25 protein-coding genes and 1 other RNA gene are annotated in these 26,332 nt (G+C 59.6%); 14 read left to right on the top strand and 12 right to left on the bottom strand.

Features of this window, described 5'->3' with window-relative positions:
- Positions 1–15: 15 nt before the first annotated feature.
- Complete coding sequence (locus RE432_RS16265; protein WP_310934567.1) at positions 16–2,865, top strand: adenosylcobalamin-dependent ribonucleoside-diphosphate reductase; 2,850 nt, start codon at positions 16–18, stop codon at positions 2,863–2,865.
- On the opposite strand, the gene RE432_RS16260 is transcribed toward RE432_RS16265, so the two are convergent.
- The 4 genes from RE432_RS16260 to RE432_RS16245 form a co-directional block, all read right to left on the bottom strand.
- The gene (locus RE432_RS16260; protein WP_310934565.1) at positions 2,862–3,203 is read right to left on the bottom strand and encodes a hypothetical protein; all 342 of its coding nucleotides are present in this window, start codon (positions 3,201–3,203) and stop codon (positions 2,862–2,864) included. The genes RE432_RS16265 and RE432_RS16260 overlap by 4 nt on opposite strands.
- Before the next feature lie 47 nt (positions 3,204–3,250).
- Entirely contained in the window at positions 3,251–3,613 is a 363-nt protein-coding gene (locus tag RE432_RS16255; protein WP_310934563.1) for a hypothetical protein, read from the bottom strand.
- A 9-nt stretch (positions 3,614–3,622) separates the two neighbouring features.
- Complete coding sequence (locus RE432_RS16250) at positions 3,623–4,120, bottom strand: hypothetical protein (RefSeq protein ID WP_310934562.1); 498 nt, start codon at positions 4,118–4,120, stop codon at positions 3,623–3,625.
- 157 nt (positions 4,121–4,277) lie between these two features.
- A complete protein-coding gene (locus RE432_RS16245) occupies positions 4,278–4,478 on the bottom strand; it encodes a hypothetical protein (RefSeq protein ID WP_310934561.1) in 201 nt (66 codons plus the stop codon).
- Between the two features lie 282 nt (positions 4,479–4,760).
- Between RE432_RS16245 and RE432_RS16240 the strand changes: the two genes are divergently transcribed.
- The 5 genes from RE432_RS16240 (at position 4,761) to ribA (ending at position 10,528) form a co-directional block, all read left to right on the top strand.
- Positions 4,761–6,107 carry a substrate-binding protein gene (locus RE432_RS16240; protein ID WP_310934559.1) on the top strand — a complete coding sequence of 449 codons (1,347 nt, stop codon included), beginning with the start codon at positions 4,761–4,763 and terminating at the stop codon, positions 6,105–6,107.
- A gap of 114 nt (positions 6,108–6,221) precedes the next feature.
- Positions 6,222–7,088 carry a branched-chain amino acid ABC transporter permease gene (locus RE432_RS16235; protein ID WP_310934558.1) on the top strand — a complete coding sequence of 289 codons (867 nt, stop codon included), beginning with the start codon at positions 6,222–6,224 and terminating at the stop codon, positions 7,086–7,088.
- Positions 7,085–8,923, top strand: a complete 1,839-nt coding sequence (locus RE432_RS16230; RefSeq protein WP_310934557.1) for a branched-chain amino acid ABC transporter ATP-binding protein/permease — start codon at positions 7,085–7,087, stop codon at positions 8,921–8,923. Before RE432_RS16235 ends, RE432_RS16230 begins: the two co-directional genes overlap by 4 nt.
- The gene (locus RE432_RS16225) at positions 8,910–9,614 is read left to right on the top strand and encodes an ABC transporter ATP-binding protein (protein WP_310934556.1); all 705 of its coding nucleotides are present in this window, start codon (positions 8,910–8,912) and stop codon (positions 9,612–9,614) included. The genes RE432_RS16230 and RE432_RS16225 overlap by 14 nt, the downstream gene beginning before the upstream one ends.
- A 239-nt stretch (positions 9,615–9,853) precedes the next feature.
- Entirely contained in the window at positions 9,854–10,528 is a 675-nt protein-coding gene (ribA, locus tag RE432_RS16220; protein WP_310934555.1) for a GTP cyclohydrolase II, read from the top strand.
- A gap of 1 nt (position 10,529) precedes the next feature.
- Here the strand turns inward: ribA and dbpA are convergent, their stop codons facing one another.
- Together dbpA and RE432_RS16210 are read right to left on the bottom strand one after the other, a co-directional pair.
- Positions 10,530–11,924, bottom strand: a complete 1,395-nt coding sequence (gene dbpA / locus RE432_RS16215) for an ATP-dependent RNA helicase DbpA (RefSeq protein WP_310935204.1) — start codon at positions 11,922–11,924, stop codon at positions 10,530–10,532.
- An 85-nt stretch (positions 11,925–12,009) separates the two neighbouring features.
- A complete protein-coding gene (locus RE432_RS16210) occupies positions 12,010–12,660 on the bottom strand; it encodes an NAD(P)H-dependent oxidoreductase (RefSeq protein ID WP_310934554.1) in 651 nt (216 codons plus the stop codon).
- 130 nt (positions 12,661–12,790) lie between these two features.
- On the opposite strand from RE432_RS16210, the gene RE432_RS16205 reads away from it, so the two are divergent.
- Positions 12,791–13,699 (top strand): LysR substrate-binding domain-containing protein, encoded by a 909-nt coding sequence (locus RE432_RS16205; RefSeq protein ID WP_310934553.1) that lies wholly within the window; start codon positions 12,791–12,793, stop codon positions 13,697–13,699.
- 187 nt (positions 13,700–13,886) lie between these two features.
- Positions 13,887–15,263: a copper-containing nitrite reductase gene (nirK, locus tag RE432_RS16200; protein ID WP_310934552.1), complete on the top strand. Its 1,377-nt coding sequence runs from the start codon at positions 13,887–13,889 to the stop codon at positions 15,261–15,263.
- Positions 15,264–15,392: 129 nt separating this feature from the next.
- On the opposite strand, the gene sstT is transcribed toward nirK, so the two are convergent.
- Positions 15,393–16,652: a serine/threonine transporter SstT gene (gene sstT / locus RE432_RS16195; RefSeq protein ID WP_310934551.1), complete on the bottom strand. Its 1,260-nt coding sequence runs from the start codon at positions 16,650–16,652 to the stop codon at positions 15,393–15,395.
- A 215-nt stretch (positions 16,653–16,867) separates the two neighbouring features.
- Between sstT and ssrA the strand changes: the two genes are divergently transcribed.
- The 3 genes from ssrA to RE432_RS16180 all read left to right on the top strand — a co-directional run bounded on the left by ssrA (position 16,868) and on the right by RE432_RS16180 (position 18,027).
- Positions 16,868–17,234: a transfer-messenger RNA gene (ssrA, locus tag RE432_RS16190) on the top strand.
- A 190-nt stretch (positions 17,235–17,424) separates the two neighbouring features.
- Positions 17,425–17,706, top strand: a complete 282-nt coding sequence (locus RE432_RS16185; protein ID WP_310934550.1) for a type II toxin-antitoxin system RelE/ParE family toxin — start codon at positions 17,425–17,427, stop codon at positions 17,704–17,706.
- Positions 17,707–17,712: 6 nt separating this feature from the next.
- Positions 17,713–18,027 (top strand): HigA family addiction module antitoxin, encoded by a 315-nt coding sequence (locus RE432_RS16180; protein ID WP_310935203.1) that lies wholly within the window; start codon positions 17,713–17,715, stop codon positions 18,025–18,027.
- Positions 18,028–18,128: 101 nt separating this feature from the next.
- Here RE432_RS16180 and RE432_RS16175 read toward each other — a convergent pair whose 3' ends face one another.
- Positions 18,129–18,497 carry a pyrimidine dimer DNA glycosylase/endonuclease V gene (locus tag RE432_RS16175; protein ID WP_310934549.1) on the bottom strand — a complete coding sequence of 123 codons (369 nt, stop codon included), beginning with the start codon at positions 18,495–18,497 and terminating at the stop codon, positions 18,129–18,131.
- 268 nt (positions 18,498–18,765) lie between these two features.
- On the opposite strand from RE432_RS16175, the gene RE432_RS16170 reads away from it, so the two are divergent.
- Positions 18,766–19,026, top strand: a complete 261-nt coding sequence (locus RE432_RS16170) for a hypothetical protein (protein WP_310934548.1) — start codon at positions 18,766–18,768, stop codon at positions 19,024–19,026.
- Between the two features lie 79 nt (positions 19,027–19,105).
- Positions 19,106–19,261, top strand: coding sequence for a hypothetical protein (locus tag RE432_RS16165; RefSeq protein ID WP_310934547.1), 156 nt, complete (start codon positions 19,106–19,108; stop codon positions 19,259–19,261).
- Between the two features lie 42 nt (positions 19,262–19,303).
- Here RE432_RS16165 and ligD read toward each other — a convergent pair whose 3' ends face one another.
- From ligD to RE432_RS16145, 4 genes are all read right to left on the bottom strand, one after another.
- On the bottom strand, positions 19,304–21,907 hold the full coding sequence (ligD, locus tag RE432_RS16160) for a DNA ligase D (RefSeq protein WP_310934546.1): 2,604 nt from the start codon (positions 21,905–21,907) through the stop codon (positions 19,304–19,306).
- A 6-nt stretch (positions 21,908–21,913) separates the two neighbouring features.
- A complete protein-coding gene (locus RE432_RS16155) occupies positions 21,914–22,906 on the bottom strand; it encodes a Ku protein (protein ID WP_310934545.1) in 993 nt (330 codons plus the stop codon).
- A 54-nt stretch (positions 22,907–22,960) separates the two neighbouring features.
- The gene (locus RE432_RS16150; RefSeq protein ID WP_310934544.1) at positions 22,961–23,878 is read right to left on the bottom strand and encodes a mechanosensitive ion channel domain-containing protein; all 918 of its coding nucleotides are present in this window, start codon (positions 23,876–23,878) and stop codon (positions 22,961–22,963) included.
- 109 nt (positions 23,879–23,987) lie between these two features.
- Entirely contained in the window at positions 23,988–24,506 is a 519-nt protein-coding gene (locus RE432_RS16145; protein ID WP_310934543.1) for a hypothetical protein, read from the bottom strand.
- 172 nt (positions 24,507–24,678) lie between these two features.
- Here RE432_RS16145 and RE432_RS16140 point away from each other — a divergent pair, with 172 nt between their 5' ends.
- Positions 24,679–26,322: a methyl-accepting chemotaxis protein gene (locus tag RE432_RS16140; RefSeq protein WP_310934542.1), complete on the top strand. Its 1,644-nt coding sequence runs from the start codon at positions 24,679–24,681 to the stop codon at positions 26,320–26,322.
- Positions 26,323–26,332 lie beyond the last annotated feature (10 nt).

The following is a 26,332-nucleotide window of genomic DNA, read 5'->3' as shown; positions in this document are numbered from 1 at the left end:
CCCAAGGAATCAACTATGCAGCACGTTGAAAGCATCTCCATCGCGTTGGCGGAACCGCAAGACATCTCTGTCGAAGTCCTCATCGAGAAATACGCCAAAGGCGGCGAAAAAAGTATTGACGAGGTGCGCGCCCGGGTGGCCAATGCCCTGGCCAAGGTGGAGCAGCCTAGGCATCAACGCAAGTATGCGGAAGAATTTCTTTGGGCCATGCAGCATGGCTTCATTCCGGCCGGGCGCGTCAACAGCGCCGCCGGCACCGACTTGCAAAGCACGCTCATCAACTGCTTTGTGCAGCCGGTGGGCGACTCCATCACCGAAGATGAAAAGGGTCGGCCGGGTATCTATACCGCCTTGGCGCAGGCAGCGGAAACCATGCGCCGAGGCGGGGGCGTCGGCTATAACTTTTCCGCCATCCGTCCCAAGGGCGCTCTGGTCAAAGGCACAGGCAGCAGCGCGTCGGGACCGATCTCGTATATGCGTGTTTTCGACCGCTCCTGCGAAACAGTCGAATCCGCAGGCGCGCGCCGCGGCGCGCAAATGGCGGTGTTGAATGTATCGCACCCGGATATCACCGAATTCATTACCGCCAAGCAGGAACGCGGCCAGTTGAACAACTTCAATGTGTCGGTCGGCGTGACGGACGCATTCATGCGCGCCGTGGAAGCCGACGAGGCATTCGAGCTGGTGCACGCTGCCGAGCCCAATCACGAATTCAAGGACCAGGGGGCGCATTGTCGCCAGGACGGCTTGTGGGTTTACCGTTCTGTGCGTGCGCGCGACGTATGGGATCTGATCATGCAGAGCACCTACGCCGCGGCCGAGCCGGGCGTGCTGTTCCTGGACCGCATCAATGCTGAGAATAATCTGGCGTACTGCGAACACATAGAAGCCACGAACCCCTGCGGCGAACAACCCTTGCCGGATTTCGGTTGTTGCTGCCTGGGCAGCCTGAATCTGACCGCCTATGTGCGTTCGCCATTCACTGCCCAGGCCGTATTCGACTTCAAGCAAATGGCGCGGGCAGCCGCGCTGGCCGTGCGGATGCTGGACAATGTGTTGATGGCGACCAAATGGCCGCTCGACGCGCAGCAGCAAGAGGCGGACGCCAAGCGGCGGCTGGGCCTGGGGTTTACCGGACTGGGCGATGCGCTGATCATGCTGGGCCTGAACTACGACTCGGAGCCAGGCCGCCAGATGGCGGCCGACATGGCGCGGGCATTACGCGATGCGGCTTACCGGGCATCCATCGATCTGGCGAAAGAGCGCGGCGCCTTTCCCAGGTTCGACGCCGATGCCTACCTGCAGGGCGGGTTTGCATCGCGGCTGCCCGACGATCTCAAGGCCGCCATTCGCCAGCAAGGCATACGTAACTCTCACCTGACGTCCATTGCGCCTACCGGCACGATTTCGCTGGCTTTCGCCGACAACGCATCCAATGGCATCGAGCCCGCCTTTTCCTGGTTCTATACGCGTACCAAGCGCATGCCCGATGGCAGCAAGAAGGACTACACCGTCGAGGACCACGCGTACCGCGTGTATCGGGCCATGGGGGGCGATGTCGAGGCATTGCCGGCGGCATTCGTATCCGCGCTGGATATCTCGGCGATCGACCATATGTTGATGGTGGCGGCGGTGGCGCCCTATGTGGATGCGGCCATTTCGAAAACGGTGAATGTCCCGGCCGACTATGCCTATGATGATTTCAAAGACCTGTACATGCAGGCCTGGCATAAAGGCCTCAAGGGCATTACCACGTATCGCCCCAACGCGATTCTCGGCTCGGTGCTGTCGGTGTCCGCGGATGCGCAGTCCAGCGCCCCGCCACCTATGACCCTGTCCGAGCAGGACAAGCGCCTGGTGCTGACCGAGGTCGCGATGTCGCCGCCGCTGGCATCTTTGCGCTGGCCTTCACGCCCCAGCCTGCCGGCCGGCGCGGCGGGCTGGGTCAGTGAAACCATACAGACGCCGCAAGGCGAGTTTGCCGTGGTGGTGGCCGACAAAGACCGGGTGCCTTTCGAGGTGTGGGTGCTGGGCGGACAGCCGCCGCGCGGACTCGATGCCATTGCCAAAACGCTGTCCACCGATATGCGCGCCAATGATCGCGGCTGGCTGCGTAAAAAACTTTCGGTCTTGAAGCAGGTTCATGCTGACGGCTTCCCGATGCCGATGCCGCCCGATGGGCATCGCGTCCAGGTGCCCAGCGCCCCGGCGGCGTTGGCCAAGCTGCTTGAGTGGCGCTACGACGACTTGGGCGCCCTGGATGCGCGTCCCGACGATCCGGCGCCGGTGTTGAATGCACTGTTTGCGCCGCACGAGCCCAGAACGGGAACCGATGGCACCCTGGCCTGGGTGGCCGATGTGCGCAACCCCGCAACCGATGACGATTTTGTGCTGATGCTGAAGGAATTGCAGATGCCCGATGGGAGCCGGCGTCCTTACAGCATGGGGCTGACGGGCGGCCACCCGCGCGCGCTCGATGGGCTGTGCAAGCTGTTGAGCCTGGACATGCGGGTGGTGGATCCGGCCTGGATAGGCATGAAGCTGCGCAAGCTGCTGAATTATGCCGAGCCGCGGGGCGACTTCTTGGCGCGGGTGCCCGGCAGCGAGCGCCAGGTCAACTATCCGTCGACGGTGGCCTATGTAGCGCAATTGGTCATACATCGATACGCCATGCTGGGCATCTTGACCGAAGAAGGCATGCCCATCAAGGCCATGGGCGTTGTGGCCGACGAGCCCGTGCGCCATGCCGCACAGCCTGCGCCCATGCAGGGCAGGCTGTGCGCCGAATGCGGCAATCACACCGTCATCAAGAAAGACGGTTGCGAGTTCTGCACCGTGTGCGGGGCGATCGGAGCCTGCGGCTAATGCTGTGTGGCGGTATTGGACCGCTTCAGCAGTTTGATCAACTGCTGTTTTAGCCCGCTGGAAAAAATAGGCACGAACTGCAGCACATCCTGCGCGTCGACCACCGATTTGATTTCAATGAACTGTCCGGTGAAGGCGGCAGTGTTGCGCGCATTCTTTTCGTACGCTTGCAAAAGCTTGTTGGCGGCAGCCTGAGCCTGGAACAGGCGGGTTTCAAGCTGTTCGCCGCTTGGCGCCGCGTAATGGTCCACCAGGTGTTCCATATCGTCCAGAAACAAGTTCAAGGCATAGTCGCCGCTGCAGTCGGCGCGTTCGTAGCCCCACTGGCGTGTTGTCATAGTGGCCTCGGAAGGGGAGCGGCGTACAGGCGTGCTGCCTGCCCGGCCTAGTTGATGCTGCGGGACGCCTGTTCTTGCGCTTGCACTTGAAGGATCAGCGCTTCCAGGCGTGGCGATGTGCGCAGGGCCAGCACCGGCGTTTCAGGGTTGGCCTCGTCCTGTTCAAGCCGGAGCCTGATGCTTTGCCCTTCGAACGCATCAGGGTTGGCCTGGATCTGCACATACTGATTCAACAGGCGATCAACCGCTTTCTGCGCTTCGTGCAATTGTACGGCCAGCGTCGATTCGGCATGCAGCTTGAATTGCTGCTCTATGGTCTTGGCCAGATCCCAGCTAAAGAACATGAGGGCGTTCTGGCCATGGCATTCGGGGTGCAGGAAGCCCCAGGATTCATTGTTGACTGAGTTCAAATTACGTCTTCAGGGTGTCGAGGTAGTACGGTGTTTGATGGATTTGCCATCGTAAGTATAAACATCGATTTGATCCGGCGCCTGAGAGCTGGGGGTTTGCAGGGTAAACAGACGGCCCTTGGCCGAGACTTTGATCTGCTCGGAGCAGGAACCGAATTCAGGCGATACGGTGTAGCCCGATTTATCCAGCACCACCCAGCGGTAAGCCACAGGGCAGCCGTTGTTGCCGCTATTGATGGAAATCAGCGCGACCTGAGCTTTTGGGGTGCTGAATGCGTAGGTGATGTTCAGCATGCCTTTGACGGGCGGATTGACATCGATGCTGTCCACGCGCAAGCGGGATTCGTACACATATTCGCTGGTGGCGATGTCAAGGGTTCCGTAGGGCGTGGGCAAGTGCAGACGCGATGGACTGACCGGCCAGGTCGCCGGCGAGGTTGCAGAAACAAAAGAGCTTGCGGCAAGCATCACAATGCCTGCCAGCAGCCGGGAGGATAGTGTGAGCATGATGAAGGTCCCATTCGTGAACGAGGCGCGAGTCGGGCGTCAGTAACTCGTTACAAGATTTGCGCAACGTGCGTGCTTTGTAAGGACTATTACATTTCATTTTTGCTCCACTTGCAAGTGGGGCAACGGCAGGAAAGTAAAAAAACAATCCCTGGCGCTATGCGGTTGTAATCATTAAATAAAGAAGCGCCACCGACATCAGGGCGAAATACACGACGATCCCCGCGATGAAGCTTCTTGAAACAATTTTGAGTTGCTGCTTCAGGCTGCGCTGATGCCCTGCCGGTTTGTGGCGCACGCTCCACCATCCGACGGCTACGCTCGCCAGCAGGCTGAGCAAAATAATCCAGATTTTCATAAAGGCATTCTAACGATAAGCCTCGCGCATCGCAGGGCGGACGGGGCTGTTATGTAAGTTTTACGTAAGTTTCAAATTGTATTTCTAATACTCAGCGCAGAAAGCCGTTCAAGAAGGCGCGAGCATATGGAATATATCGCATCGGGATATCGCCAAAAGATGTCGTGCTGCGATAGGTAGTCGGGGAAACAGGCGTATCGCCCGTGTTTTTTCAGGGCCCAAATCGGCATAGACCGATGTGTAGCACTTCAAGCTATTTGACTTACTAAAAGGAGATTACGGATGGAAGACAATAAATCGGGCAAAGCGGGCGGCGTCGATCGCCGGTCGATGCTGAAAATGGGTGCCGCAGGCAGCGCGTTGCTGGCTGGCGCACCCAAAATGGCGCTGGCGGCCGACGACAAGAAGCCCATTGGAAACTTTCCGGCTGGCACCGAGGGCGATTCGGTCTTCATTGGGCTGACCTTGGACATCACGGGCCCTTATTCGGCCCAGGGCGCCGACCAGCAAAAGGGATACGAACTGGCGGTCGAGCAGTTGAATGCGGGCGCGGAAGAGATCAAGAAGATTTCGCCGTTGACCAAGAAAGGGGTGTTGGGAAAAACCGTGAAGTTTGGCGTGGCGGATGCCGAAACCAAGCCCAATACGGCCGTACAGGCGGCCAGCCGCTTCATTCATGACAATAAAGCCATGATGATTTCGGGCAGCACCAGCAGCGCGGTGGCCATTGCCTTGCAAAAAGTGTGCGATCGCGAGCGGACGATCTATCTGCCCGCCATCAGCGGTTCGAACGAAACCACCGGTGTCGATTGCCAGCGCTACGGTTTTCGACTCTGCTATTTTGCCTATACCGCCTGCAAGGCCATCGCGCCTGTGCTGGCCAAGTCGCTGGGCAAAGATCGCAAGGCCATTTATTTGGTGCCCGACTACACCTATGGCCATACCACCTACGACTCCATGGTCGAATTCACCGAGAAGGAAGGCTGGAAGACGGTGGGCGAGCAGGTTCACCCGCTGGGCGCAAAAGACTACAGCTCCTTCTTGATCAATATTGCCAATAGCGATGCGGATACGCTGGTGGTGATCGCCTATGGCGCCGATGCGGCCAACTCTATCAAGCAAGCCAAGCAGTTCGGTCTGCTCGAGAAAATGAACATCGTGGTGCCCTATATGTCGGCTTTTCTTGAAAAGGAAATCGGCCCCGAGATCATGGGCGGTGTGTATGGCGCGACCGGTTTCTGGTGGACCTTGCAGGACGAATATCCCATTGCCAAGGACTTTGTCACGGCGTTCGAGAAAAAGTACAAGGCCAAGCCGCGCGATTCGGCCTATATCGCTTATCTGACCACGGCCATGTGGGCCGACGCCGTCGAGCGGGCGGGTTCCTTCTATCCGCCCGATGTGATCAAGGCCTATGAGGCCGGCGAAGTCCGGCAGGGGCCAGTGGGCGAGGTCAGCTTCCGTGCCGAAGACCATCAGGGCATCATCAACTTCCCCATCGTCAAAGGAAAGAAGCCTGCGGACATGAAAAACCCCGACGACTACTTCGAGATCGTGGAAGTGGTCAACGGCAAGGACGCGCTGCCTGAACTGGGCGTGCTGGGCTGCAAGCTGGGCCCTTATGTCTGATCGGCCAACGACTGCGTAAAGGGGGGCTGAAAAGGCGCCGCGCAATACGCGCGGGCCGCCTGTTCGGACCCGCCCACGTGCACTACATGTAAAGGAGGAGATTGAATGCCAAGCATGTCGTTGTTCTTATCCCAGCTATTCAATGGACTGGCAACAGGGTTGCTGCTGGCGCTGATCAGTACCGGTTTGACGATTATCTACGGCACGCTTGGTGTTGTTAATTTCGCGCATGGGGCTCTGTTTGTGGTGGGGTCCTATGCGGGCTTCACAGCGTACGGCATGACGGATTCCTTTGTCATTGCCATTATCGCCGGCTCACTGGTGGCGCTGGTGGTGGGGCTGGTTGTCGAGCGCGGCCTGATGCGCATGTATTACGGCCGCCCGCCCGAGGACCAGATTCTGGTCACTTTCGGTATCGGCATTATTCTGGTCGAGATTGTCCGTTCCATCTATGGCGGCATCAGCCTGTCGGTGCCCACGCCGGAGTGGGGGCAGGGCATTGCGCGCATCGGCTCGCTGATCTATCCGCTCTATCGCCTGCAGGCCTTGGGGATCGCCGCCGCGACGCTGGCGGTGCTTTACTACATTCTGTACCGGACCAGCCTGGGGCTGATCGTACGCGCGGGCATTGAAGACGCGCAGATGGTCAATGCGCTGGGCATCAACGTCAAGCGTACTTTCCTGCTGGTTTTCGGTATTGGGGCCATGGCGGCGGGGTACGCGGGTGTCATCGATTCTCCCATTGTCACCTTGTCGCCCGACATGGGGCACCGAATACTGGTCGACTCGTTCGTGGTGGTGGTGATCGGCGGTGTGGGGTCCTTTCCGGGCGCCATCGTCGGCGGCATCATTGCGGGCGAAATTCTTAGTCTTACCTCTATGTTCAATCCTGCATACTCGCATGTCATGCTGTTTGTCGTGATGGCTCTGGTTCTTATTTTCAGGCCGCAAGGCTTGATGGGACAGGAGGGTCGCGAATGAGCACGCAACTTCAAACAAGCACACTTGTGCGCCGCCAGATTCCCGAGATGGCCGTGGGCATCTGCCTGCTTGCCGCGCCCTTTATATTGCCGCACCTGGGCATGAGCGCCGACCTGCTGACGCGCATATTGATCTGGGGCCTGTTCGGACTGGGCTTCGACCTGCTGTTCGGGTACACCGGCCTGTTGTCGTTCGGCCAGTCCGCGTTCTACGGAACGGGCGGCTTCGTCGCGGCCTATCTGCTGACCTCGGGCATTGTGCCGCATATGCTTTTCGCCTTGCTCATCGGGGTGATCATCGCAGCCCTTGCGGGCCTGGCCATCGGTTACCTGACCTTGCGCCGCACCGGCATCTATTTTGCAATGAGCACCCTGGCTTTCGGCGAGATGTTCTACTTTCTGGAGAATTCGCTGTTCAAGGCATACACCGGCGGCGAAAACGGGATCGCCGGCGTGCCGCCGCCCGAAATCGCCCTGGGCTTTACAACGATCAGGATTTCCAGCGGCTGGCCCATGTACTGGTTCGTGGCGATCTTCTTCTTCCTTGGCTATCTGGTGGCGCGCCGTATTGTCCGGTCTCCCTTTGGGGCGGTGTTGAAGGCGATACGGGGCAATCCCAAGCGGGCCATGGCGCTGGGCCATGCCATACAGGGCTACAAGCTCACGGTGTTCGTGATTGCCGCAGCCTATGGCGGGCTGGCGGGCGGCTTGCTGGGCGTCTTCCAGTCCTACATGCCCCCCGACGCCTTTGCCCTCGATACCTCGGCTCAACTGGTCATCCAGACCGTCATGGGCGGCGCGGGAACCTTGCTGGGGCCGCTGCTGGGCGCCACGATCTGGCTATACCTGTATGAAGGGCTGCAGCAGGTCGCCAATATCGGCGCCTATTGGAAGCTGATACTGGGTATCGTGTTTGTCGTGCTGGTGACGGTATTCCGTCATGGCGTCGCAGGCGGCGTGCTGGACTACTTCAAGCGCCGGCGCAAGACGACCAGGGAAGTGGACGAAGAGGCCGATACCGAAGCCTCGGCGCAGTTGAACATTGTGCCGCCGATCGGAAACCGGCCGGGCGCCCCGGTGCTGGAAGCGCGCGGGATCACCAAGCAATATGGCGGGCTGACCGCGGTGAGCGATGTCGATTTTGCGGTGTCCGAAGGTGAAATGCGCGGAGTCATCGGGCCTAACGGCGCCGGCAAGTCCACCTTTTTCGCCATGCTGGCCGGCGAGCTGGAAACGACCAAAGGCCAGGTGTTCTTCCGCGGACAGGAGATCACCGGTATCGGCGTGACGGCGGTTTGCCAGCTGGGCATGAGCAAGAGCTACCAGATCAATCAGCTGTTCGAAGCGCTGACGGTCAGGCAGAACGCCACGATTCCCGTGCTGGCGCGCAATCGCGGCAAGTTCCGCACCGACATGCTGCGCAGCCTGCACCGTTCGGAAGGCCTGGACGAGCAAGTCAATGCGGCCATCGAACTGGTGGGGCTGAAGCATCAGGCCGATACGCTGGTGTCCGAGCTTTCCTACGGCGAGAAGCGCCGCCTGGAAATCGGCCTGGCATTGGCCACCGGCGCCAATGTCCTGCTGTTCGACGAGCCGCTTGCAGGTCTGGGGCCCGAAGAGCGCGTGCATGTGGTGGCGTTGCTTAAATCGATACGGAAAGGCCGCAGCATGGTGATTGTCGAACACGACATGGATGCCATGTTCGAGCTGGCTGAACGTATTACCGTACTTTATGAAGGCCGCAAGCTGGCGGAAGGCACTCCGGATGAAATCCGGATGAGTCCGGCAGTCCAGGCAGCATACCTCGGAGGGATGGACGAGCATGAGTCTGCTTGAGGTCGACAAAATCAATAGCTACTATGGGGATTCCCATATCCTGTTCGACGTGTCGATGCGCGTGGAAGAGAACGAAGTGGTGGCTTTGCTGGGCCGCAATGGCGCCGGCAAGAGCACCACGCTCAAGTCCCTGATGGGGATGGTGCAGCCCAAAAGCGGCATCATCCGCCACAACGGAACCGAGGTTCAGCATCTTCCTCCGTATCAACTGGCCAGGCGTGGCATTCAACTCGTTCCCGAAGAGCGGCGCGTTTTCGGGTCTATCACTGTGCAGGAAAACCTGCAGCTGGCGGCGATGTCTGCGGAGCAGGCGCGTTCGCTGGATGAAATCTACCAGACGTTCCCGCGTTTGGCCGAGCGCCGGCGCAATCGCGGCAAGCAGCTATCGGGGGGCGAGCAGCAGATGCTGGCCATTGCCCGGGCGATGATACGCAATGCCAATATCATCATGCTGGACGAACCTTTCGAAGGGCTGGCGCCCTTGATCGTGCGCGATCTGATCGAGGTGTGCCGCAAACTCGCCGAAAGCGGCAATACCATTGTCATCGTCGAACAGAATGTCAGGGCGGCCTTATCGCTGGCCGATCGCTGCTATCTGATCAACAATGGGCACATGGTTTTCGAGGGTACGCCGGCCCAACTGCAGGAAGACAATACCGTGATCCAGAAGTACCTGGGCGTCAAGGTATAAGCGCTTCTTCCTGAAGCCAGGGGCAGCCGCCTTCGCGGCTGCCCTTTTCTATGGTGTCTGCCGCCTTTTCCGCATGCCTGGAGCACTGTCAGCATGGATGGAACAGTAAAAACCGGCAGGGGTGGCTACTGCCCAAGGCTATACAGAAGTATAGTAGCGCATGCGACGTGCAGCGCTGCTGCGAACGAAGGCTCCGGTATTGGGTGGCCTTCGCCAATTTTGTATTTCGAGGTTTTTTTATGCGGCCTACACATGGCGCTGAATCGGTTGTGCCGGAAAAAAGTGGCCCAGGCGCCGAACATGCCAGCCCCGTCAACTATCGGCTGGACTACATCGCGTCCAGCAAGCTGCCCACGCCATGGGCGGAGTTCGCCATTCATATTTTTGTCGACCCAGCCACCAGCAAAGAGCATCTGATGCTTACGTTGGGCGATGTCACGGATGGCGAGCCCGTTCTGGCCCGCGTGCATTCCGAATGCCTGACGGGCGATGCGCTGTTCAGCCAGCGCTGCGATTGCGGCGCCCAGCTTGAAACCGCCCTGCAGGCCATTGCCCACGAAGGCCGTGGCGCCTTGCTGTATTTGCGCCAGGAAGGCCGGGGCATCGGCCTGGTCAATAAAATACGTGCTTATCAACTGCAGGATGCCGGCGCCGATACGGTCGAAGCCAACGAGCAACTGGGTTTTCCGGCGGATATGCGCCGCTACGACTTATGCAAGCCCATGCTCGCCAAATTCGGCATATCGGTGCTCAGGCTCATGACGAACAATCCGCGCAAGGTCCGCGCCATGGAAAAGATCGGCGTCCAGGTGTCCGAACGCATTCCCCTGCAGGTCAACCGCAATCCGTTCAACGAGAACTACCTGAGCACCAAGGCGTCCAAGCTGGGGCATTGGCTCAAAGAGCGGCTGTAGTTCACACTTCGGCCATGAAGCGCATCTTGAAGCGCCGGCCCTTGATGTTGCCGGCGCTCAGTTTGGCGTAGGCGTCCTTGGCCATGCCGCGCTCCAGCGCCACAAAGCTGACGAATTCCAGAATATTGATTTTGCCTACCTGCGCCGCCGCGAAACCGGCGTCTTTCGTCAGGGCGCCCAGCAGATCGCCGGGGCGTAGTTTGTCTTTCTTGCCGCCTTGTATGCACAGGGTCACCATGGGCGCGCGCAGCCGGCCGCCGGGCGCCGGCTTCAGCGACTTTGGATTCGCCCAGACAATGGCCTGGCCCTGGTATTGTTCGATCTGGTTGGCCCAGCGCATTTCGTAGGGCGCGCACAGGCTCAGCGCCAGGCCTTTGTCCTGGCCGCGCCCCGTGCGCCCTATGCGGTGGACATGCACTTCGGGATCGGGCGTGATCTCGACATTGATGACGGCGTCCAGCGCGTCGATATCCAGGCCGCGGGCGGCCACATCGGTGGCGACCAGCACCGAGCAGCTTCGGTTGGCGAATTGGATCAGCACATCTTCACGGTCGCGCTGCTCCAGGTCGCCATGCAGCGCCAGTGCGCTGAACCCGCGCGATTCCAGATACTGGGCCAGGTCGCGGCATTGCGCTTTCGTGTTGCAAAATGCCAGTGTCGACTCCGGCCTGAAGTGCTCGAGCAACTGCGCTACCGCGGCGTGGCGCCGGTCGGCGTCGATCTCGTAGAAGCGCTGTTCGATCTGGCCCGCATCGTGCACCGCGTCGACCTTGATCTCGGCGGGCTTTTTCAGAAACCGCGCACTGGCCTTGCGGATGTCGTCGGCATAGGTCGCTGAAAACAGCAGCGTTTGCCGCGAGCCGGGGCAGGCCGCGACGACTTTGGCGACGTCGTTGTAAAAACCCATGTCCAGCATGCGATCGGCCTCGTCCAGCACCAGGGTGTGCACACTGGAAAAGTCGACCGTGCTGCGTTCGATGTGATCCATCAGCCGGCCGGGCGTACCCACCACAACGTGGGCGCCGAACTTCACCGATTCGACCTGCGGCCGGATGGGCGTGCCGCCGCATAGCGTCAGTATCTTGACGTTGCCAACGGCGCGGGCGAGCCGGCGCAGCTCGTTGGCCACCTGCTCGGCCAGTTCGCGGGTGGGGCACAGCACCAGCGCCTGGGTGCTGTAGACCGAGGGATCGAGCTTATGGACGATGCCCAGGCCGAAGGCGGCGGTTTTGCCGCTGCCGGTCTTGGCCTGGGCGATCAGGTCGCGCCCCTCCAGAATCAGCGGCAGGCTTTGCGCCTGTATCGGCGTCATGGCCTGATATCCCAGGGTGCTCAGGTTGTCGAGCTGGGCGGCGAAGAGGGGCAGTGCGGTGAAGGAAAGGGGGGAGGTCACAATCGGGGGAGCGCAAAAGGCGTCTGGCGCCAGCCCGGGATTGGGCGGGCGTACAGACAATAGGCCCGATTGTAGCGCCTGCGCTGGGTCAGGCTGCCGCGTCGGCGGTTTCGGGGTCAAAGGCCTTGGTGGCCAGGACCTTGATGCAGCGGTCTGCGGTCTCCAGCGCTTGCTGGCGGCTGTCCGCCCCCAGGTCCGTGCCTTCGGCGCGCACGACGCGGACGTCTGTGATGCCGAAGAAGCCGAACACCGTTTTCAAATAGGTTTCCTGGTGTTCCATGGCGCGGCCCGCTTCGCTGTTGGAATAGATGCCGCCGCGGCTCAGGGCGGCAATCACGGTCTTGCCCGCAGCCAGGCCCACTACGCCTGCTTCCGTGTATTTGAAGGTGCGTCCAGCTTGCGCCAGGCGGTCGATCCAGGCCTTGAGTTGCGACGGAATGGAAAAGTTGTATAAAGGCGCGCCCACCACAATGACGTCGGCGTTCAGGAATTGCGTCACCAGCGCTTCGGACAGCGCGTTTTCGCTGCGCTGGGCCTCGGTCAGGGCCTGGTCGGACGGCGGCAGGCGGAATCCCATGGCATCGCGCGAGAAATGATTGGGCGTTTCGACGGCCAGATCCAGGTATTCGACTTGCGTGTCGGGCGTGTCGGCCATCCATTGGGCCACGACGTCTTTGGTGAGCTTGCGCGAAACGGAGTTGGCGCCATTGATGCTTGAGTCTACGTGCAGCAGTTTCATGAGTTCTCCAGGTGTTTTATCAAAAATAGTCAAAAGGACACGATGGATGCATTATGTATTGGCACGAAATGTTTGATAAGTAGGCCTGAATGCGATAGATTGTTCTACTTATGATGTTAATGGGGCGCCCATGCAAGACCTGAACGATATGCTGTACTTTGCCGAGGTCGTGAAACACGGCAGTTTTGCTGCGGCAGGGCGCGCGCTGGGGCTGCCCAAGTCCCGCCTGTCGCGCCGTGTGGCCAAGCTCGAGACCGATCTGGGGGTCAGGCTGCTTCAGCGCACCACGCGCAAGCTGTCGCTGACGACTGCGGGGGAGCTTTACTATCGGCATTGCAATGCCATGTGCGACGAGGCCGAAGCGGCGGCCGCGGCCGTGGCGCAGGTGCAGAGCGAGCCGCGCGGCGTGATTCGGGTGGTCTGCCCCGTGACGCTGGCGCAGTCCGTCGTGGGGCCGGTTTTGTCCGATTACCTGCTTAAACATCCGCTGGTACAGGTTCAGATGCAGGTCAGCAACCGGGTGGTCGATCTGGTCGAAGAGGGTGTCGATGTGGCCTTGCGTGTACGGCTGTCGGTGGACGACAGCGGCAGCCTGGTGGTCAAGCGCCTGGGCCAGACGCAGTCGCTGCTGGTGGCAAGCCCCGCCCTGATCCAGCGGCAAGGCTGTCCTGCTGACCCCAGCGACCTGTCCTTGATGGACTCGGTGGCCATGTCAGTCACGGACGGCCGCGCGTTCTGGAAGCTTTCAGGTCCCAACGGCGCGCAATATACCGTCACGCACAGGCCTGTTTTCGTGGCCGATGACCTGCTTACCCTGAAATTCGCCATACTGGATGGCGTCGGCCTGGGCCTGTTGCCCGACTATATGTGCCGCGATGAAATGGAAACCGGACAACTGGTGTCCGTGCTGCCCAACTGGGCGCTGGAGCCGGGCATTGTCCATGCTGTGTTCGGTTCGCGCCGTGGATTGATTCCGGCCGTGCGTTCCTTTCTGGATTTCCTGGGCGAGCACGTCACCCACGAGCCGAACAAGCCTTAGGGGGATAGGAAACGGGCCGGGCGTGAAACAGCAGCCGACAGGCAGGCCGCCGATGCAAGCCCGGCCAGCCGTTAGGCATGGCTACTTGATATAGATCAATGACGGCATCCGGAGGTAGGGGAAAATGGCAAAATTAGGCTTGCGTTCGCACACTGGAACTAAGGGGAAAACAATGCGGATATTACTTATGCTATGCACGTTCATGGCATCACTGGGGTTTATAGCCCCGTCTTTTGCTGCACATGATGGCCAGGCGCCACATGGCACGGTCACGTATACGCCCGACATCACCTTCACGCTACGAACCAGCATTGCCGACGGCAAGCTGGTGTTTGTGGGGGATGCCGGCGCGATCACAGGTAAAGTGAACCCCGATCTGCAGGTGCCCGAAAACGCCGTGGTGCAGATCAACGTCATCAATGGCGATGGCGCCATTCACGATATCGCCGTACCCGAATTCGGCGCCAAGTCCGATAACATCACAGGCAAAGGCTCGGCCACGGCCATTGTGTTCCGCGCCAACAAGAACGGTACCTTTGAATACCTGTGCACGCTGCCCGGGCACAAGGCGGCCGGCATGTTTGGCAAGCTCATCGTTGGCGAGCCGCAGGAGCAGGCGGACAGCGATGCGCTGGATATCGCCCAGGACCCGACCGCGGTTGGGGTGCCGGTAGGCCAGCGCGGGCCCGAGCACATTACCGTCGACCTTGAAACCACCGAGGTCGTGGGCAAGCTTGCCAGCGGCAGTACGTACAAGTATTGGACGTTCAACAACAAAGTACCCGGCCCGTTCGTTCGTGTGCGTGTGGGGGATACCGTTACCGTCAATCTGTCCAATGCCAAAGAGGCCTCGCACATCCACTCGGTGGACTTCCACGCGGTGACCGGCCCCGGCGGCGGCGCGGCCGTGACCCAGGCGGCGCCCGGCCAGACCAAGAGCTTTACCTTCAAGGCCATGCATCCGGGGCTGTTCGTGTATCACTGCGCAACGCCCATGGTCGCCCAGCACATCACCAACGGCATGTATGGCATGATATTGGTCGAACCGGAAGGCGGCCTGCCAGAGGTCGACCGCGAGTTCTATGTCATGCAGGGCGAGCTGTACACTGCGCAGAAGCATGGCGCGCTGGGGCACCAGGAGTTCTCGCTGGAAAAACTGCTGGATGAAAACCCCGAGCACCTGATGTTCAACGGCTCCATGGGCGCGTTGTCCGAGCAATACAAGCTTCAGGCCAATGTAGGCGAGACGCTGCGTATTTTCTTCGGCGTGGGCGGTCCCAACCTGACCTCCAGCTTCCACGTCATCGGCGAAGTGTTCGACAAGGTCTACGACCAGGCTTCATTGACCAGTCCTCCGCTGACCGATGTGCAAACGACGCTGGTTCCGCCCGGCGGCGCGACCATGGTTGAATTCAAGGTAGATGTTCCGGGCAATTACATCCTGGTGGACCATGCCTTGTCGCGGGTTGAAAAAGGCCTGTCCGGCATCCTGTCGGTGACCGGCGAGGAAGATCACAGCATTTTCCATTCCACCGAAGCCATCGACCCTAATTCGGGACACTGATCCTCGTCCAATGGATGAGGCCGCCGGTCATGCCGGCGGCTATCAACACAGAAGGGCAGGCCGCTTAGAGCGGGCTGCCCTTCTTTTTGTCTGCGTTTTTGTTTACGCGCGCGCCCGTGGACGCGTTGTTCAGGCCTTGAGCGCGGCCGCCTTGGCGGCTGCGTCCTGGTCGATCTGCGAATACGTCCCGGCTGCGGTGAACAAGACATCGGTAGACGAGTTCAGCGCTGTTTCGGTCGAGTCTTGCAGCACGCCAATAATGAAGCCGACGCCGACCACCTGCATGGCCACATCGTTCGAGATGCCGAACAGGCTGCATGCCAGCGGGATCAGCAATAGGGACCCTCCGGCGACGCCGGACGCGCCGCAGGCGCAAATCGCAGCGAGGATGCTCAGCAGCAGGGCCGTGGACAGGTCGACCTGTATGCCCAGTGTATTGACGGCGGCCAAAGTCAGCACGGTAATCGTTACGGCGGCGCCTGCCATATTGATCGTGGCGCCCAAGGGGATGGAGACCGTGTAGGTGTCGGCGGGCAGGCCCAGGCGCTTGCACAATTCCAGGTTGACGGGAATGTTGGCGGCCGAACTGCGCGTGAAAAAGGCGGTGATGCCGCTCTCGCGCAGGCAGGTGAAGACCAGGGGATACGGGTTGCTGCGGATCCTGGCAAAGACGATCAGCGGGTTTACCACCAGCGCAACGAACAGCATGCAGCCGATCAGCACGGCCAACAAGCGTGCATAGCCCAGCAGCGCGTCAAGGCCCGCCTCGGCAATGGTGGACGCGATCAGGCCGAAGATGCCGATGGGCGCGAAGCGGATGACTACCTTCACGATGAAAGACAAGGCCAGCGACAGGTCGGCCATCACATTCTTGGTAGCGCCGTGCGCATGCCGCATGGCAATGCCCATGGCGATGGCCCAGGCCAGGATGCCGATGTAGTTGGCGTTGGCCAGGGCGTTGATGGGGTTGTCGACCACGCTCATCAGCAGGTTGGATAAAACCTCGATAATGCTGCCCGGCGCGCTCAGTGCTTGCGCGTCGGTTTTCAGCTGAATGGTCAAGGGGAACATGAAGCTGGCCACCACTGCGACCAGCGCGGCGGCAAAGGTTCCCAGCAGATATAGAAGCAGAATCGATCCCATATTCGTCTGCTGGCCGTGCTTGTGGTTGGCAATAGAGGCGGCAACCAGGACAAGAACCAGAATGGGGGCAACCGATTTCAGTGCGCTGATGAAGAGGTCGCCGAGAATCGCGACCGCGTTGGCGGCCGACGGCGAGATGAGTGCCAAGACGATGCCGGCGACCAGGCCTATGAGTATCTGGACGACCAGGCTGCCATTGCTGACAAACTGCAGTAGCGGATTTTTTGTGATGGCTGCACGAGGCATCAGGGGCTCCAAAGCTAAGCCTTGCCGGCTTGTATATAAAAACGATTCGCTCCGCCGCCCCGCGCTTGGTATGCGCCGCACTTCTTGTGCCGAACCTTGTTCTGGCCGTGATGTGTCTGATTATTATGACAAAATGGCTAAAAAACAAGCCGGAAGGCATTCTACCACTTCAGAAATTGGTTTAAAAACCCCAGATCGCTTACAATAGACTTCCTGGGGTCGATCCGGCTTCGACGTGGGTCGCGAAACAGCGCAGGGCATGCCGAGCACCAGTAAGCTCGTAAATCCACTGGAAACAATACAAACGCCAACGACGAGCGTTTCGCTTTAGCCGCTTAATGCGGTAAGCCGCTGCACTAATTTGTCTTTGGGTTAGGTAGGGTAAAACCTACAGCAGCGTCATTTACAAAGAATCGGGCCTTGCTGGGTCACTCAGCCTGGTCTTAAATTAATGTGAATCGCCAAGGAAGGGCCTGTCGGTTGGCACGCTCCGCGGTTAAAACTTAAAGTGAACCGAATAAGCATGTAGAACTGCCTGCAGAGGGCTTGCGGACGGGGGTTCAATTCCCCCCGACTCCACCAAGACACACGACGCTGCACTATGCAGCACTAGACGGGGCCAGATGAGAATCTGGCCCTTTTTAGTGTCTTGTGGTGTGGCAATTGACTCTTCCCCATAAACGGGGGGACCAGCATTCATCAAACTCAGAATAGGCATAGCAGCCTCGTATGATCGCGTTGCGATACGTATAGCCATGCGATACAATATGGCATGATCAAAACCTTCAGGCACCGCGGCTTGCAGCGCTTCTTTGAGACAGGCTCTAAGGCTGGCATTCAGGCGGTGCACGCCTCAAAGCTGGCGCGCCAATTGCGTCAACTTAATGACTCATCAGGCCCTGAAGACATGGATATGCCAGGTTGGAATTTGCATCCACTGAAGGGGCAGGATCTAAAGGGCCACTGGTCTGTATGGGTCAACGGAAACTGGCGTCTGACATTCATGTTTGAGGGTCAGGATGCGGTCCTCGTTGATTATCAGGACTATCACTAGGAGAACATTATGCGTATGCACAATCCCCCGCATCCTGGCGAAACCCTGCGTGAAGACGTTCTTCCAGCGCTGGGCTTATCCGTAGCGGAGGCTGCTCGACAACTGGGTGTTAGTCGGGTAGCCCTATCGCGGGTGCTGCATGGACGTGCCGCTATTTCAGTGGATCTAGCACGCCGGCTGGAAGCGTGGCTGCGCAAACCTGATGGGCGGGGGCCTAGTGCGGAAACGTGGTTGCGCGGCCAGATTGGCTATGAGTTATGGCAAGCCGAACACTCGGGGCGCAACATAGAGGTTGAGCCTGCTCATGCTGTGCCTGCTTGAGCAGGCACAAGAAAACCCGTCGGGGCGGGTCGGGGAGGCGACGACATTCGCAACCTATCGACCGATCTGATTCGGTCATTCCAGACCGACAATCAGTTTGATTACTTGTTGCTTCGGTCCAGGATGCGTTGACGGTTCAGGCCTAGCGCTTCTTCAGTCGGGGTCCAGTCTTTCCAGTAATGGTCGGGAATGGATGGGAAGTCGCTGCGTTGAACACCGCTGAACGTCGGTTTGTAGCCGCGGCGCTTCATTTCCTCTACTAAAGCGGTATGCCTATGCGCTAAGTAGGAAAGACGCGTGTAGAAGAAAAGCAGATGGCCTTTGCCCAGTGTGTAGCAGCTTGGTTGCGACAGGTTTCCTTTTGCGGCGGCCTTCTGGGCCAGCGCAAAAACCCGGGGTAGTTCCCGGTATTCGGCGACCAGATGCGGGCCGCTCAGTTCCTGGACGGGAACGCAGTTTATACGAGTCATGGCTATTCGAGGCTAAACCGCTTTTATACCAGTCTTGCCATCTTTCCTGCCCATGCGGGCCCGTATGCCCCCGTCTATTCGGGCGGTATCATCCTTCGGTCGGTAATAGGTAACGCCACCCTGAAAAGGCCGACGTCTCTGTCGGCCCTTGTTCAACTGCCCAGCGCTGACATCCTGAAATAAGCTGTCGCAATCGCATCGGATTTTTTGCGAGGGATGGCCGATACTGAAACTCCGGCACAAGATGCCACTATCCAGGAGATTTTTTATGGCTACCCCTACGGATAAGGTCAAAGATGCCATCGAAGAAGGCGCGAACAAGACGGACAAGGCCATCGCAACCATGGCGGGCAAAGCGTCCCATGCCACGCGCCGCGCCCAGGTCGCCGCTGAAGATGCCGTCGATGGCGGGCGCGATGCGCTGGAAGGGGCGCTGATATGCGGAAAGGCGATGATACGCGCCAACCCTTTGGCGGCAGTGGCCACGGTTGCCGTGGTCGCTTACCTGTGGGGCCGGCTAAGGCGCTAAGCCGCAGCTTTACCTGTTTCCTTTGAGGGCGTCCATGGCCAAAAGTACGTTTGAATATAAAGGTCGAATGGTTGAAGTCATGTCCACGAACATCGTTGGCGGCGGACATGGCTTCGGCCTGAAGATCGATGGCGATGCCATCAACCGTAGCGCGTATGATCCCTCCAAGTCGGAAGACGAGGCGATCAAAGAGGGTGTGAAGTACGCCAAGGAATACATCGATTCCCTGCCGTGAAGCGTGTGCGGCGGATCCGTGGGCGGACGGAACGGCCGTATTTTAATCCTGGCTGGATTTCAGCAGTTTCATCGCTTGCGTCAGTGTCGCGGCCGAGTCCGCATAGTCCTTCCATGGCTCGTTCCCAAGATCCAGCCGCTGGTGGATATTGCCTATATGCCATTGCGTGGCGCTGGCCAGTTTTTCGACCTCATCCCAGCCCACAGGCACCGATATGCCCATGCCGGGACGCGCCCGCAAGGACCATGCCGATACGGTTGTGGCGCCCCAGCCATTGCGCAAATAATCGATGAATATCTTGCCCACGCGATTGCGCGGCCCGCTTTTCGCTGCAAACCGCCTGGGAAAGGTCTTGGCCAAGTGCTGCACCACAGCCTGCGAGCACGCTTTGACGGTGTCCCAATCGTGCCGCCGCTTCAATGGAACAACCACATGCAGTCCCTTGCCGCCGCTTGTCTTGACGAAGGACGCCAGTTTCAGCTCCTGCAAGAATGTGCGAAGCAGCAATGCCGCTTCCTGCATGGCTGCCCAGTCGACCCCTTTGCCTGGGTCCAGATCGAAGGTCATCCGGTCGGGCTTGCCAATCAGCGTCTTCGTTGCATTCCAAGTGTGGAACTCCAGCACATTCATTTGCGCGGCTGACGCCAGGCCCTGTTCCGTGGCGACTTCCAGCAAGGGCTCATGCTCGGGGTCGAGCTTGGCCGGCAGCGCGCGCACGCCGGTTATCTTGAGGGTTTCCAGGTGTTTCTGGAAAAATATTTGGCCCTGTACCCCTTCGGGTGCGCGCACTATCGAGACAGGGCGGCCCTTCATGTGTGGCATCATCAGCGGCGCAATCTGGGCGTAGTAACGGACCACATCGATCTTGCTGGTGTCCGTCGAGGCGTCGATGATCCGTTCAGGGTGCGTGACCTTGAGCTGTCCCAAGCGGGATTTCGTGGCGGTGCTTGCCTGCTTGACGGCATCGCCACGCCGAGCCTGGCCGTTCTTTGCCGCGGTCGTCTTCTTTGCGGTCGATGTCGACCCCGATTTCGATTTGGTCGCAGACATATTGGTCTCCCTTGTAATAGCTTGGGCGGGTTTGTCGTTGCGCAGGCCATGAAACACGGCGTGGCGTATGCGGCCACTGCTTGTCCACTGCGCGAACGACACTTCGGCTAGCAGCGTGGGTTGAACCCAATGCGCCTTTTTTTCGGCTGGGGTGTCTTCAACGAAGGGACTCTTGTCCGAATGCAGGGCTTGCAGGCGCTGGAAAATATCCTGCAGGCTTCGTGTGCTGAACCCCGTTCCGACTTTACCCGCGTAGCGCAGCGTGCCGTGCGCATCGTGTATGCCCAGCAGCAGGGCTCCGATGCCTTTGCGTGAGCCCTGCGGTTCGGTGTAGCCCCCGATGACGAACTCTTGCCGGTGGCCGCACTTGAGTTTGAGCCATGTTGCCGAACGCCTGGATGAGTAATGCGCATCCTTGCGCTTGGCAATAATGCCTTCCAGGCCCATCTTGCACGCACTGGTCTTGATGTCGCGCAAGGGTACGTCAAAGGCGGCGCTAAAGTGTATTGGACAGTCTTCACCTGTTGCGGCGCCCAGCAATAGCTGTTCAAGCATGGCGCGGCGCTGTATAAGCGGCAGGCCGCGCAAGTCCATGCCGCCAAGATAGGGGACGTCGAACAAGTAGTAGCGGATACGGCTCGTCTGCGCGCTGTCGAAAGCATTCTGCAACGCCTGGAAATCCGGCAAGCCCCGGTCATTCATCACGACGATTTCGCCGTCATACCATCCTGCCGGCAGCTTCATTGATTGAAGCGCTTTCGCCAGATGGGGCATACGATGGGTCCAGTCGTGGCCATTGCGGGTCACAAGCTGTATCTTGCGGCGATCGACACGGGCAAGCAAACGATAGCCGTCGAACTTGACCTCATAGATCCAGTCCTGCGGCTCGCCGGACGGTGCATCGGCTAACGTGGCCAACTGCGGACTCAAGGCGGCCGGCAGCGTTGTCCGGGGCGCCTGGAATGATTCGCCGCCAGATGTTGCGGGCACACGCGGGCGCTTTGCCGGACGCTGCTTTGCGCTGTTGTGCCTGGGCTTCTGCTCTTTGGCTGGCCCGACGCTGTCAGGCAGCTCATCCACGACACTGAATGCGGCCTCGGGCCTGGCGAATTCGTCTTTCTCTTTGATCAGGAGCCACGGCGCGGCTTTTTCGGTATTTCCGCGCATTCGAACCAGCGCCCACCTGCCTCCAAGCTTCTGGCCGTGCAAGGTAAAGCTCAGCTTGCCCGCCTTGTAGGCTTTGCGCGGGTCCTGCTCGGCAGTCCAGGTGCCCCGGTCCCAGATAATGACTTTGCCGGCGCCGTATTCGCCTTCTGGAATCTGTCCTTCGAACGCCTGATAAGACAGGGGGTGGTCCTCGACATGGACGGCCATGCGCTTATGAGCGGGGTCCACGCTTGGGCCTTTGGGGACGGCCCAGCTTTTCAGGACGCCATCCAGTTCCAGCCGGAAGTCGTAATGCAGATTGCGCGCCCAGTGTTTCTGTATGACGAAGACGGGCGCATTGCCGCTCGGTGCGCCGCCTTGCGCCGGTTCGGCCGTAACGGAAAAATCACGTTTGGCCTTGTATTGCTTGAGCGGATCGACACGGGCCATATCAGGTCATGCTGCCTTGCGGCTGCGGGATTTGGCGGACGATTTACCGGCTGCCTTCGTGCTGGCGCTACCGGTCTTTGCTGTTTTCCGTGCCGCGGCTTTCCTGGGTGTTTTGGCGCTTGCCTTGTTGGCGGCTTTGCCGCCCGTTTTGCGTGCCGGCTTGGCGGGTTTCCGCTCATTGGTGGCGCGGCCTTTGCCCAGGCTGCGTTGCAGCATTTCGGTCAAATCCAGTATCTTGGCGCCGGCCCCTTCTGTTTCATGCGGCTCAGGTTCGCCGACCGTCTCTGTTTCACCGGCCTCGACCTTTTCCTTCACCAACGCCAGAATCTGCTCTTTGAAGGAATCGACGAATGTGTGAGGCTGCCAAGGGGCGCTCATGTCTTCGATCAGTTGCGCGCCCATCTTCATTTCCTTTTCGGTCAGGCCGGCGGCCTTGACGCCTTGAGGCGGCAGATTCAGCTCATCCCAAGCGCGGATTTCGTCGTCCCAGTGCAGCAGATTCAGGATAAGGGCCGGGCCGCAGGCCATGAGGATGGCCAGGTGCTGCTTGGTCTGTATGACGACCTTGGCAATGCCGACTTTGCCCGACTTGTGCAATACCTCGCGCAATAGCGCGTAGACCTTGTCGCCTTTGCCTATCGGCGAGGTGTAATAGGGGCGGTCAAGGTATATGAAGGGAATAGCGTCGATGGCGACGAACGCTTCGATCTCTATGGTTTGCGTGGACTTGGGGTAGGCGGTTGCAAGTTCTTCGGCAGAAAGCACAACGTATTCCCCCTCGCTGTATTTCACGCCTTTGACGATGTTGTCCTGGCTGATTTCCTTACCGGTCGCCTTGTTGATGCGTTTGTACCCCACCGGATCCATGCTGCGCTTGTCCAGCCAGTCGAAGTCCACGCCCTGGCTGGTGGTGGCCGAATGCAAAGCAATGGGAATATGCACCAGTCCGAATGAGATGGCCCCCTTCCACAGGGCGCGTTTGCTGCTGCTTGCTGCCATGATGTCCTCCGCAGTGGTCGCAGGCCTCCAGCAAGCAGCATACCCGCGGGGGGTTCAGTCCAGGGGCGGATCGGCGGGTTTCGCTTCCATGCGCTTCGGACGGCTGACCGGAGGCGTCAGCCCCCGCTCGCGGATCGCGTCATCGATCGCCATCAGGATGGCATCGCGGCAATCGACATCGTCGGCAAAATGCGGTACCCAGTACTTGATCATGTAGGTGACGCCCTCGGCGGCGTAGGCGATGGCGCGGACAACAGGCTTTTGCGCCGCGGTCAGGACGTCTTTGGGCGAGCAGGAAAAGGCCGCGTCAAACAACAGCTGTTTGCCGTCCAGAATCGAGATGTCATGGCTCAGGATGATTTCGAGCTCGGCCTGGTACTGTTTGCGGGGGGCGCTGTAGTTGGTCAGCATCTGCCGCGATATCTGGCTGTTGGGCAAAATCATATAGGTGTCGTTGGGCGTCAGTATGCGCGTGGTGCGCCAGCCGATTTCGATGACGCGCCCCAGCGTGGCCGGATCGAATTCGACCCAGTCGCCGATGCGATAGGGCGCTTCGACCCCGATGGCAATGCCCGACAGCACATCCGCCAGAACGTTGCGGATGGCGAAACCGAGAATGGCGATGATCAAGCCGGAGCTGGCAAGAATGCCGCCGGCCGATTGCCCCAGAAACAAGCCGATTGCCGCGACGGTGGCAATGGTGAACAAGGTTGCGGCGATCAGTTCGCGCAGCAGCTTCGGTGTTTTACGTTTCTTTCTTACTTTCCTGGTCAGTGCGGCGCCGGCAACGCGGGCAAGCAGCCAGGCGAACGAATAAAACGCCGCCACGGCGCTGAGCTGTGCAATGGCCTTCGGATCCGACCCGGGCAGGTAGTGCTGAAACAGGTAGGCATGCAGAACATACACAAGTACCGATACAAAGCACAGCAATGCCGGCCACAATAGCCGCAGTATGCGCGAACCAGGAATCACAGGAAGCCCCCTTTTTTTGCCCCATAGTATAGGTTTTAAAGGCGGGAAGTTGTTGGCCGGCTACCTGAGGGAGGGCTTTTGATTGTCGGGCAAGCGGCGGGGCCCGGCGCTAGATGCTTCGTACGATCTCCGGGCCCAGGCGCTCCAGTATTGCCAGAACGGCATCGCATTGCTTCGGGGTGCGAGGGTGCACGATCAGCGACCATTGGCCTTCCTGGGTCGCACGCTCGACGCGCTGGATGACGATCTGGTGATCGGGCCGCGCGGTAATCAATCCGCCCAGCAGCAAGCCGGCGATGGCGGCAAAGAAGAGGAAGGCGATGAAACTTGTCTTGGGCGAGGACGCAACGGCGGGCAAACCGCTTGCATAGACCAGGCTCCAGGCAATCAGGCCTGCCAGGGCGCCCGCTGCACCCAGGCCCAGATGCGCCCGGACCGCTGTTCTGGCCACGCCCCGGGTTTCCGGCTCCAGTTTCTTGGAATAATCCTTTTCGTGGGGTTTGATCAGCCGCAAATGCGTCGCTTGCATGCCCGTTTCGGCGTGAAGGGTGGCCGCGGCGGATGCCGCTGCCGATTCGGTATCGAATATTGCGGCGATCTTGGTTGTCGCACGTTCTCCAAATAGCATTTGCCAAGCCATGGCGATCCCCCGATGCATGAGTTGATCTGGCTTCAGCAATTCACGTACCCGGCGCTGGATTTGACGGTTTTCCTGCGGGGAGCTAAAGACTGCCGCTGGTCCGCCGTTAAAGGTTCGGAACTGGGGTTTTCCCTTAGCGAATCGAAGAATTGGAAAGTGAATGAGTTTTTTCAAAAACATGCGTATTGGAAACCGGCTAGCGCTCGGTTTTGGTGTCATTTTGGCTTTGGCCGTGCTGATAGGGTGTCTGGGTGTCTGGCAACTGCGCACCCTGCAGGCGGCCAATCAGCGGATGATGGATGTGCCGATGGCCAAGGAGCGCATGATCGGTGATTGGTACCGCAACATGACCAACGGCATCAATCGGACCATTGCCATTGCCAAGAGTACAGACCCCGCTCTGGGGCCGTACTTTGCCAAGGAGACCGCCGCAGCGACCAATGCGTCGACCGCCCTGCAGGAGAAAATCGTCCCATTGCTGGTGTCCGAATCGGAAAAAGCGCTTTACCAGACGATCATGGAGCAGCGCCAGGTCTATCTGAGCACGCGCGATGCCATGACCCGGCAGAAGGTGGCGGGCAACGCCGCCGAGGCGAATCGCATCTTTGAAAATGAGTTCATTCCCGGCGCCCAGCGGTATCAGAGCTCTGTCGAACAGCTTGTCGAGTCGCAACGCAAGTTCATGGACGACACCTCGGCCAGTATCGCGGCATCGAACGCGTTCAGCCAACAGCTTATTGCGGGCCTGCTGTCGATAGCGGTCGTGGCAGGCATATTGTTTGCGTGGCGCCTGACCAAAGGCATCACGGGGCCGCTGCGGCGCGCTGTCCAGGTGTCGCGCAGTATCGCCAGCGGCGATCTGACCTCCACCATCGACGTACGCACTTCCGATGAAACAGGTCAACTGTTGCAGGCGCTGGCCGAGATGAACGGCAATCTCCTCAGGCTGGTCGGCAATGTCCGCGATGGGGCCTACAGCATCGCCAATGCGTCAGGCCAGATTGCCGCCGGCAATCTGGATTTGTCTTCGCGCACCGAGGAGCAATCCAGCTCCTTGACCGAAACCGCCTCCGCCATGGAGCAGTTGACGAACACGGTCAAGCAGACGGCCGATAACGCCCGGCAAGCCAATCAACTGGTGGTCTCGACCTCGGAAATCGCAGAAAAAGGCGGACAAGCCGCCAGCGATGTGGTGACCACGATGGAATCGATCAACGATTCGGCCGGCAAGATCGTCGATATCATCGCGGTGATAGACAGCATTGCCTTTCAGACCAATATCCTGGCCTTGAACGCGGCGGTCGAAGCGGCTCGCGCCGGCGAGCAGGGCAAGGGCTTTGCCGTCGTGGCCAGCGAGGTGCGTACCCTGGCGCAGCGCAGCGCAACCGCGGCAAAGGAAATCAAGACCTTGATTGTCGATGCGGTCGAGAAGGTGGAAGCGGGCAGCAAGCGGGTCGGCGAAGCGGGCGTCACGATCCAGGAAGTCGTGACCAGCGTCAAGCGGGTGGCGGATATCGTGGGTGAAATATCCACGGCCAGCCATGAGCAGAGCATAGGCATCGAGCAGGTCAATCAGGCCATTCTGCAAATGGACCAAGTCACGCGCCAGAATGCGGCCCTGGTCGAAGAGGCCGCTTCGGCGACCGGCAGTCTGCAGGATCAGGCCACCAACCTGACGACGTCGATCAGTGTGTTCAAGCTGGACGCCGGGGGCGGCGGATCTGTGGCGGCGTTGCCCGCCGCCGCGGCGGCGCGCAGCATTGCCGGCCTTAGCGTGGCGGCGCTTCCCCGGCTGGCTGTGTAGTCAACATAAG

The sequence above is a fragment of the Pusillimonas sp. SM2304 genome (assembly GCF_031628915.1).
Classification (GTDB): Bacteria; Pseudomonadota; Gammaproteobacteria; order Burkholderiales; family Burkholderiaceae_B; genus Pusillimonas_C.
This window is presented reverse-complemented; position numbering and strand designations above follow the sequence as displayed.

Excerpts from the sequence above, each read along its gene's own strand:
- RE432_RS16265 (WP_310934567.1), top strand. The coding sequence starts at position 16 with ATGCAGCACGTTGAAAGCATCTCCATCGCGTTGGCGGAACCGCAAGAC.
- RE432_RS16260 (WP_310934565.1), bottom strand. The coding sequence starts at position 3,203 with ATGACAACACGCCAGTGGGGCTACGAACGCGCCGACTGCAGCGGCGAC.
- RE432_RS16250 (WP_310934562.1), bottom strand. The coding sequence starts at position 4,120 with ATGCTCACACTATCCTCCCGGCTGCTGGCAGGCATTGTGATGCTTGCC.
- RE432_RS16245 (WP_310934561.1), bottom strand. The coding sequence starts at position 4,478 with ATGAAAATCTGGATTATTTTGCTCAGCCTGCTGGCGAGCGTAGCCGTC.
- RE432_RS16240 (WP_310934559.1), top strand. The coding sequence starts at position 4,761 with ATGGAAGACAATAAATCGGGCAAAGCGGGCGGCGTCGATCGCCGGTCG.
- RE432_RS16235 (WP_310934558.1), top strand. The coding sequence starts at position 6,222 with ATGTCGTTGTTCTTATCCCAGCTATTCAATGGACTGGCAACAGGGTTG.
- RE432_RS16230 (WP_310934557.1), top strand. The coding sequence starts at position 7,085 with ATGAGCACGCAACTTCAAACAAGCACACTTGTGCGCCGCCAGATTCCC.
- RE432_RS16225 (WP_310934556.1), top strand. The coding sequence starts at position 8,910 with ATGAGTCTGCTTGAGGTCGACAAAATCAATAGCTACTATGGGGATTCC.
- ribA (WP_310934555.1), top strand. The coding sequence starts at position 9,854 with ATGCGGCCTACACATGGCGCTGAATCGGTTGTGCCGGAAAAAAGTGGC.
- RE432_RS16210 (WP_310934554.1), bottom strand. The coding sequence starts at position 12,660 with ATGAAACTGCTGCACGTAGACTCAAGCATCAATGGCGCCAACTCCGTT.
- RE432_RS16205 (WP_310934553.1), top strand. The coding sequence starts at position 12,791 with ATGCAAGACCTGAACGATATGCTGTACTTTGCCGAGGTCGTGAAACAC.
- nirK (WP_310934552.1), top strand. The coding sequence starts at position 13,887 with ATGCTATGCACGTTCATGGCATCACTGGGGTTTATAGCCCCGTCTTTT.
- sstT (WP_310934551.1), bottom strand. The coding sequence starts at position 16,652 with ATGCCTCGTGCAGCCATCACAAAAAATCCGCTACTGCAGTTTGTCAGC.
- RE432_RS16185 (WP_310934550.1), top strand. The coding sequence starts at position 17,425 with ATGATCAAAACCTTCAGGCACCGCGGCTTGCAGCGCTTCTTTGAGACA.
- RE432_RS16175 (WP_310934549.1), bottom strand. The coding sequence starts at position 18,497 with ATGACTCGTATAAACTGCGTTCCCGTCCAGGAACTGAGCGGCCCGCAT.
- RE432_RS16170 (WP_310934548.1), top strand. The coding sequence starts at position 18,766 with ATGGCTACCCCTACGGATAAGGTCAAAGATGCCATCGAAGAAGGCGCG.
- RE432_RS16165 (WP_310934547.1), top strand. The coding sequence starts at position 19,106 with ATGTCCACGAACATCGTTGGCGGCGGACATGGCTTCGGCCTGAAGATC.
- ligD (WP_310934546.1), bottom strand. The coding sequence starts at position 21,907 with ATGGCCCGTGTCGATCCGCTCAAGCAATACAAGGCCAAACGTGATTTT.
- RE432_RS16155 (WP_310934545.1), bottom strand. The coding sequence starts at position 22,906 with ATGGCAGCAAGCAGCAGCAAACGCGCCCTGTGGAAGGGGGCCATCTCA.
- RE432_RS16145 (WP_310934543.1), bottom strand. The coding sequence starts at position 24,506 with ATGCTATTTGGAGAACGTGCGACAACCAAGATCGCCGCAATATTCGAT.
- RE432_RS16140 (WP_310934542.1), top strand. The coding sequence starts at position 24,679 with ATGAGTTTTTTCAAAAACATGCGTATTGGAAACCGGCTAGCGCTCGGT.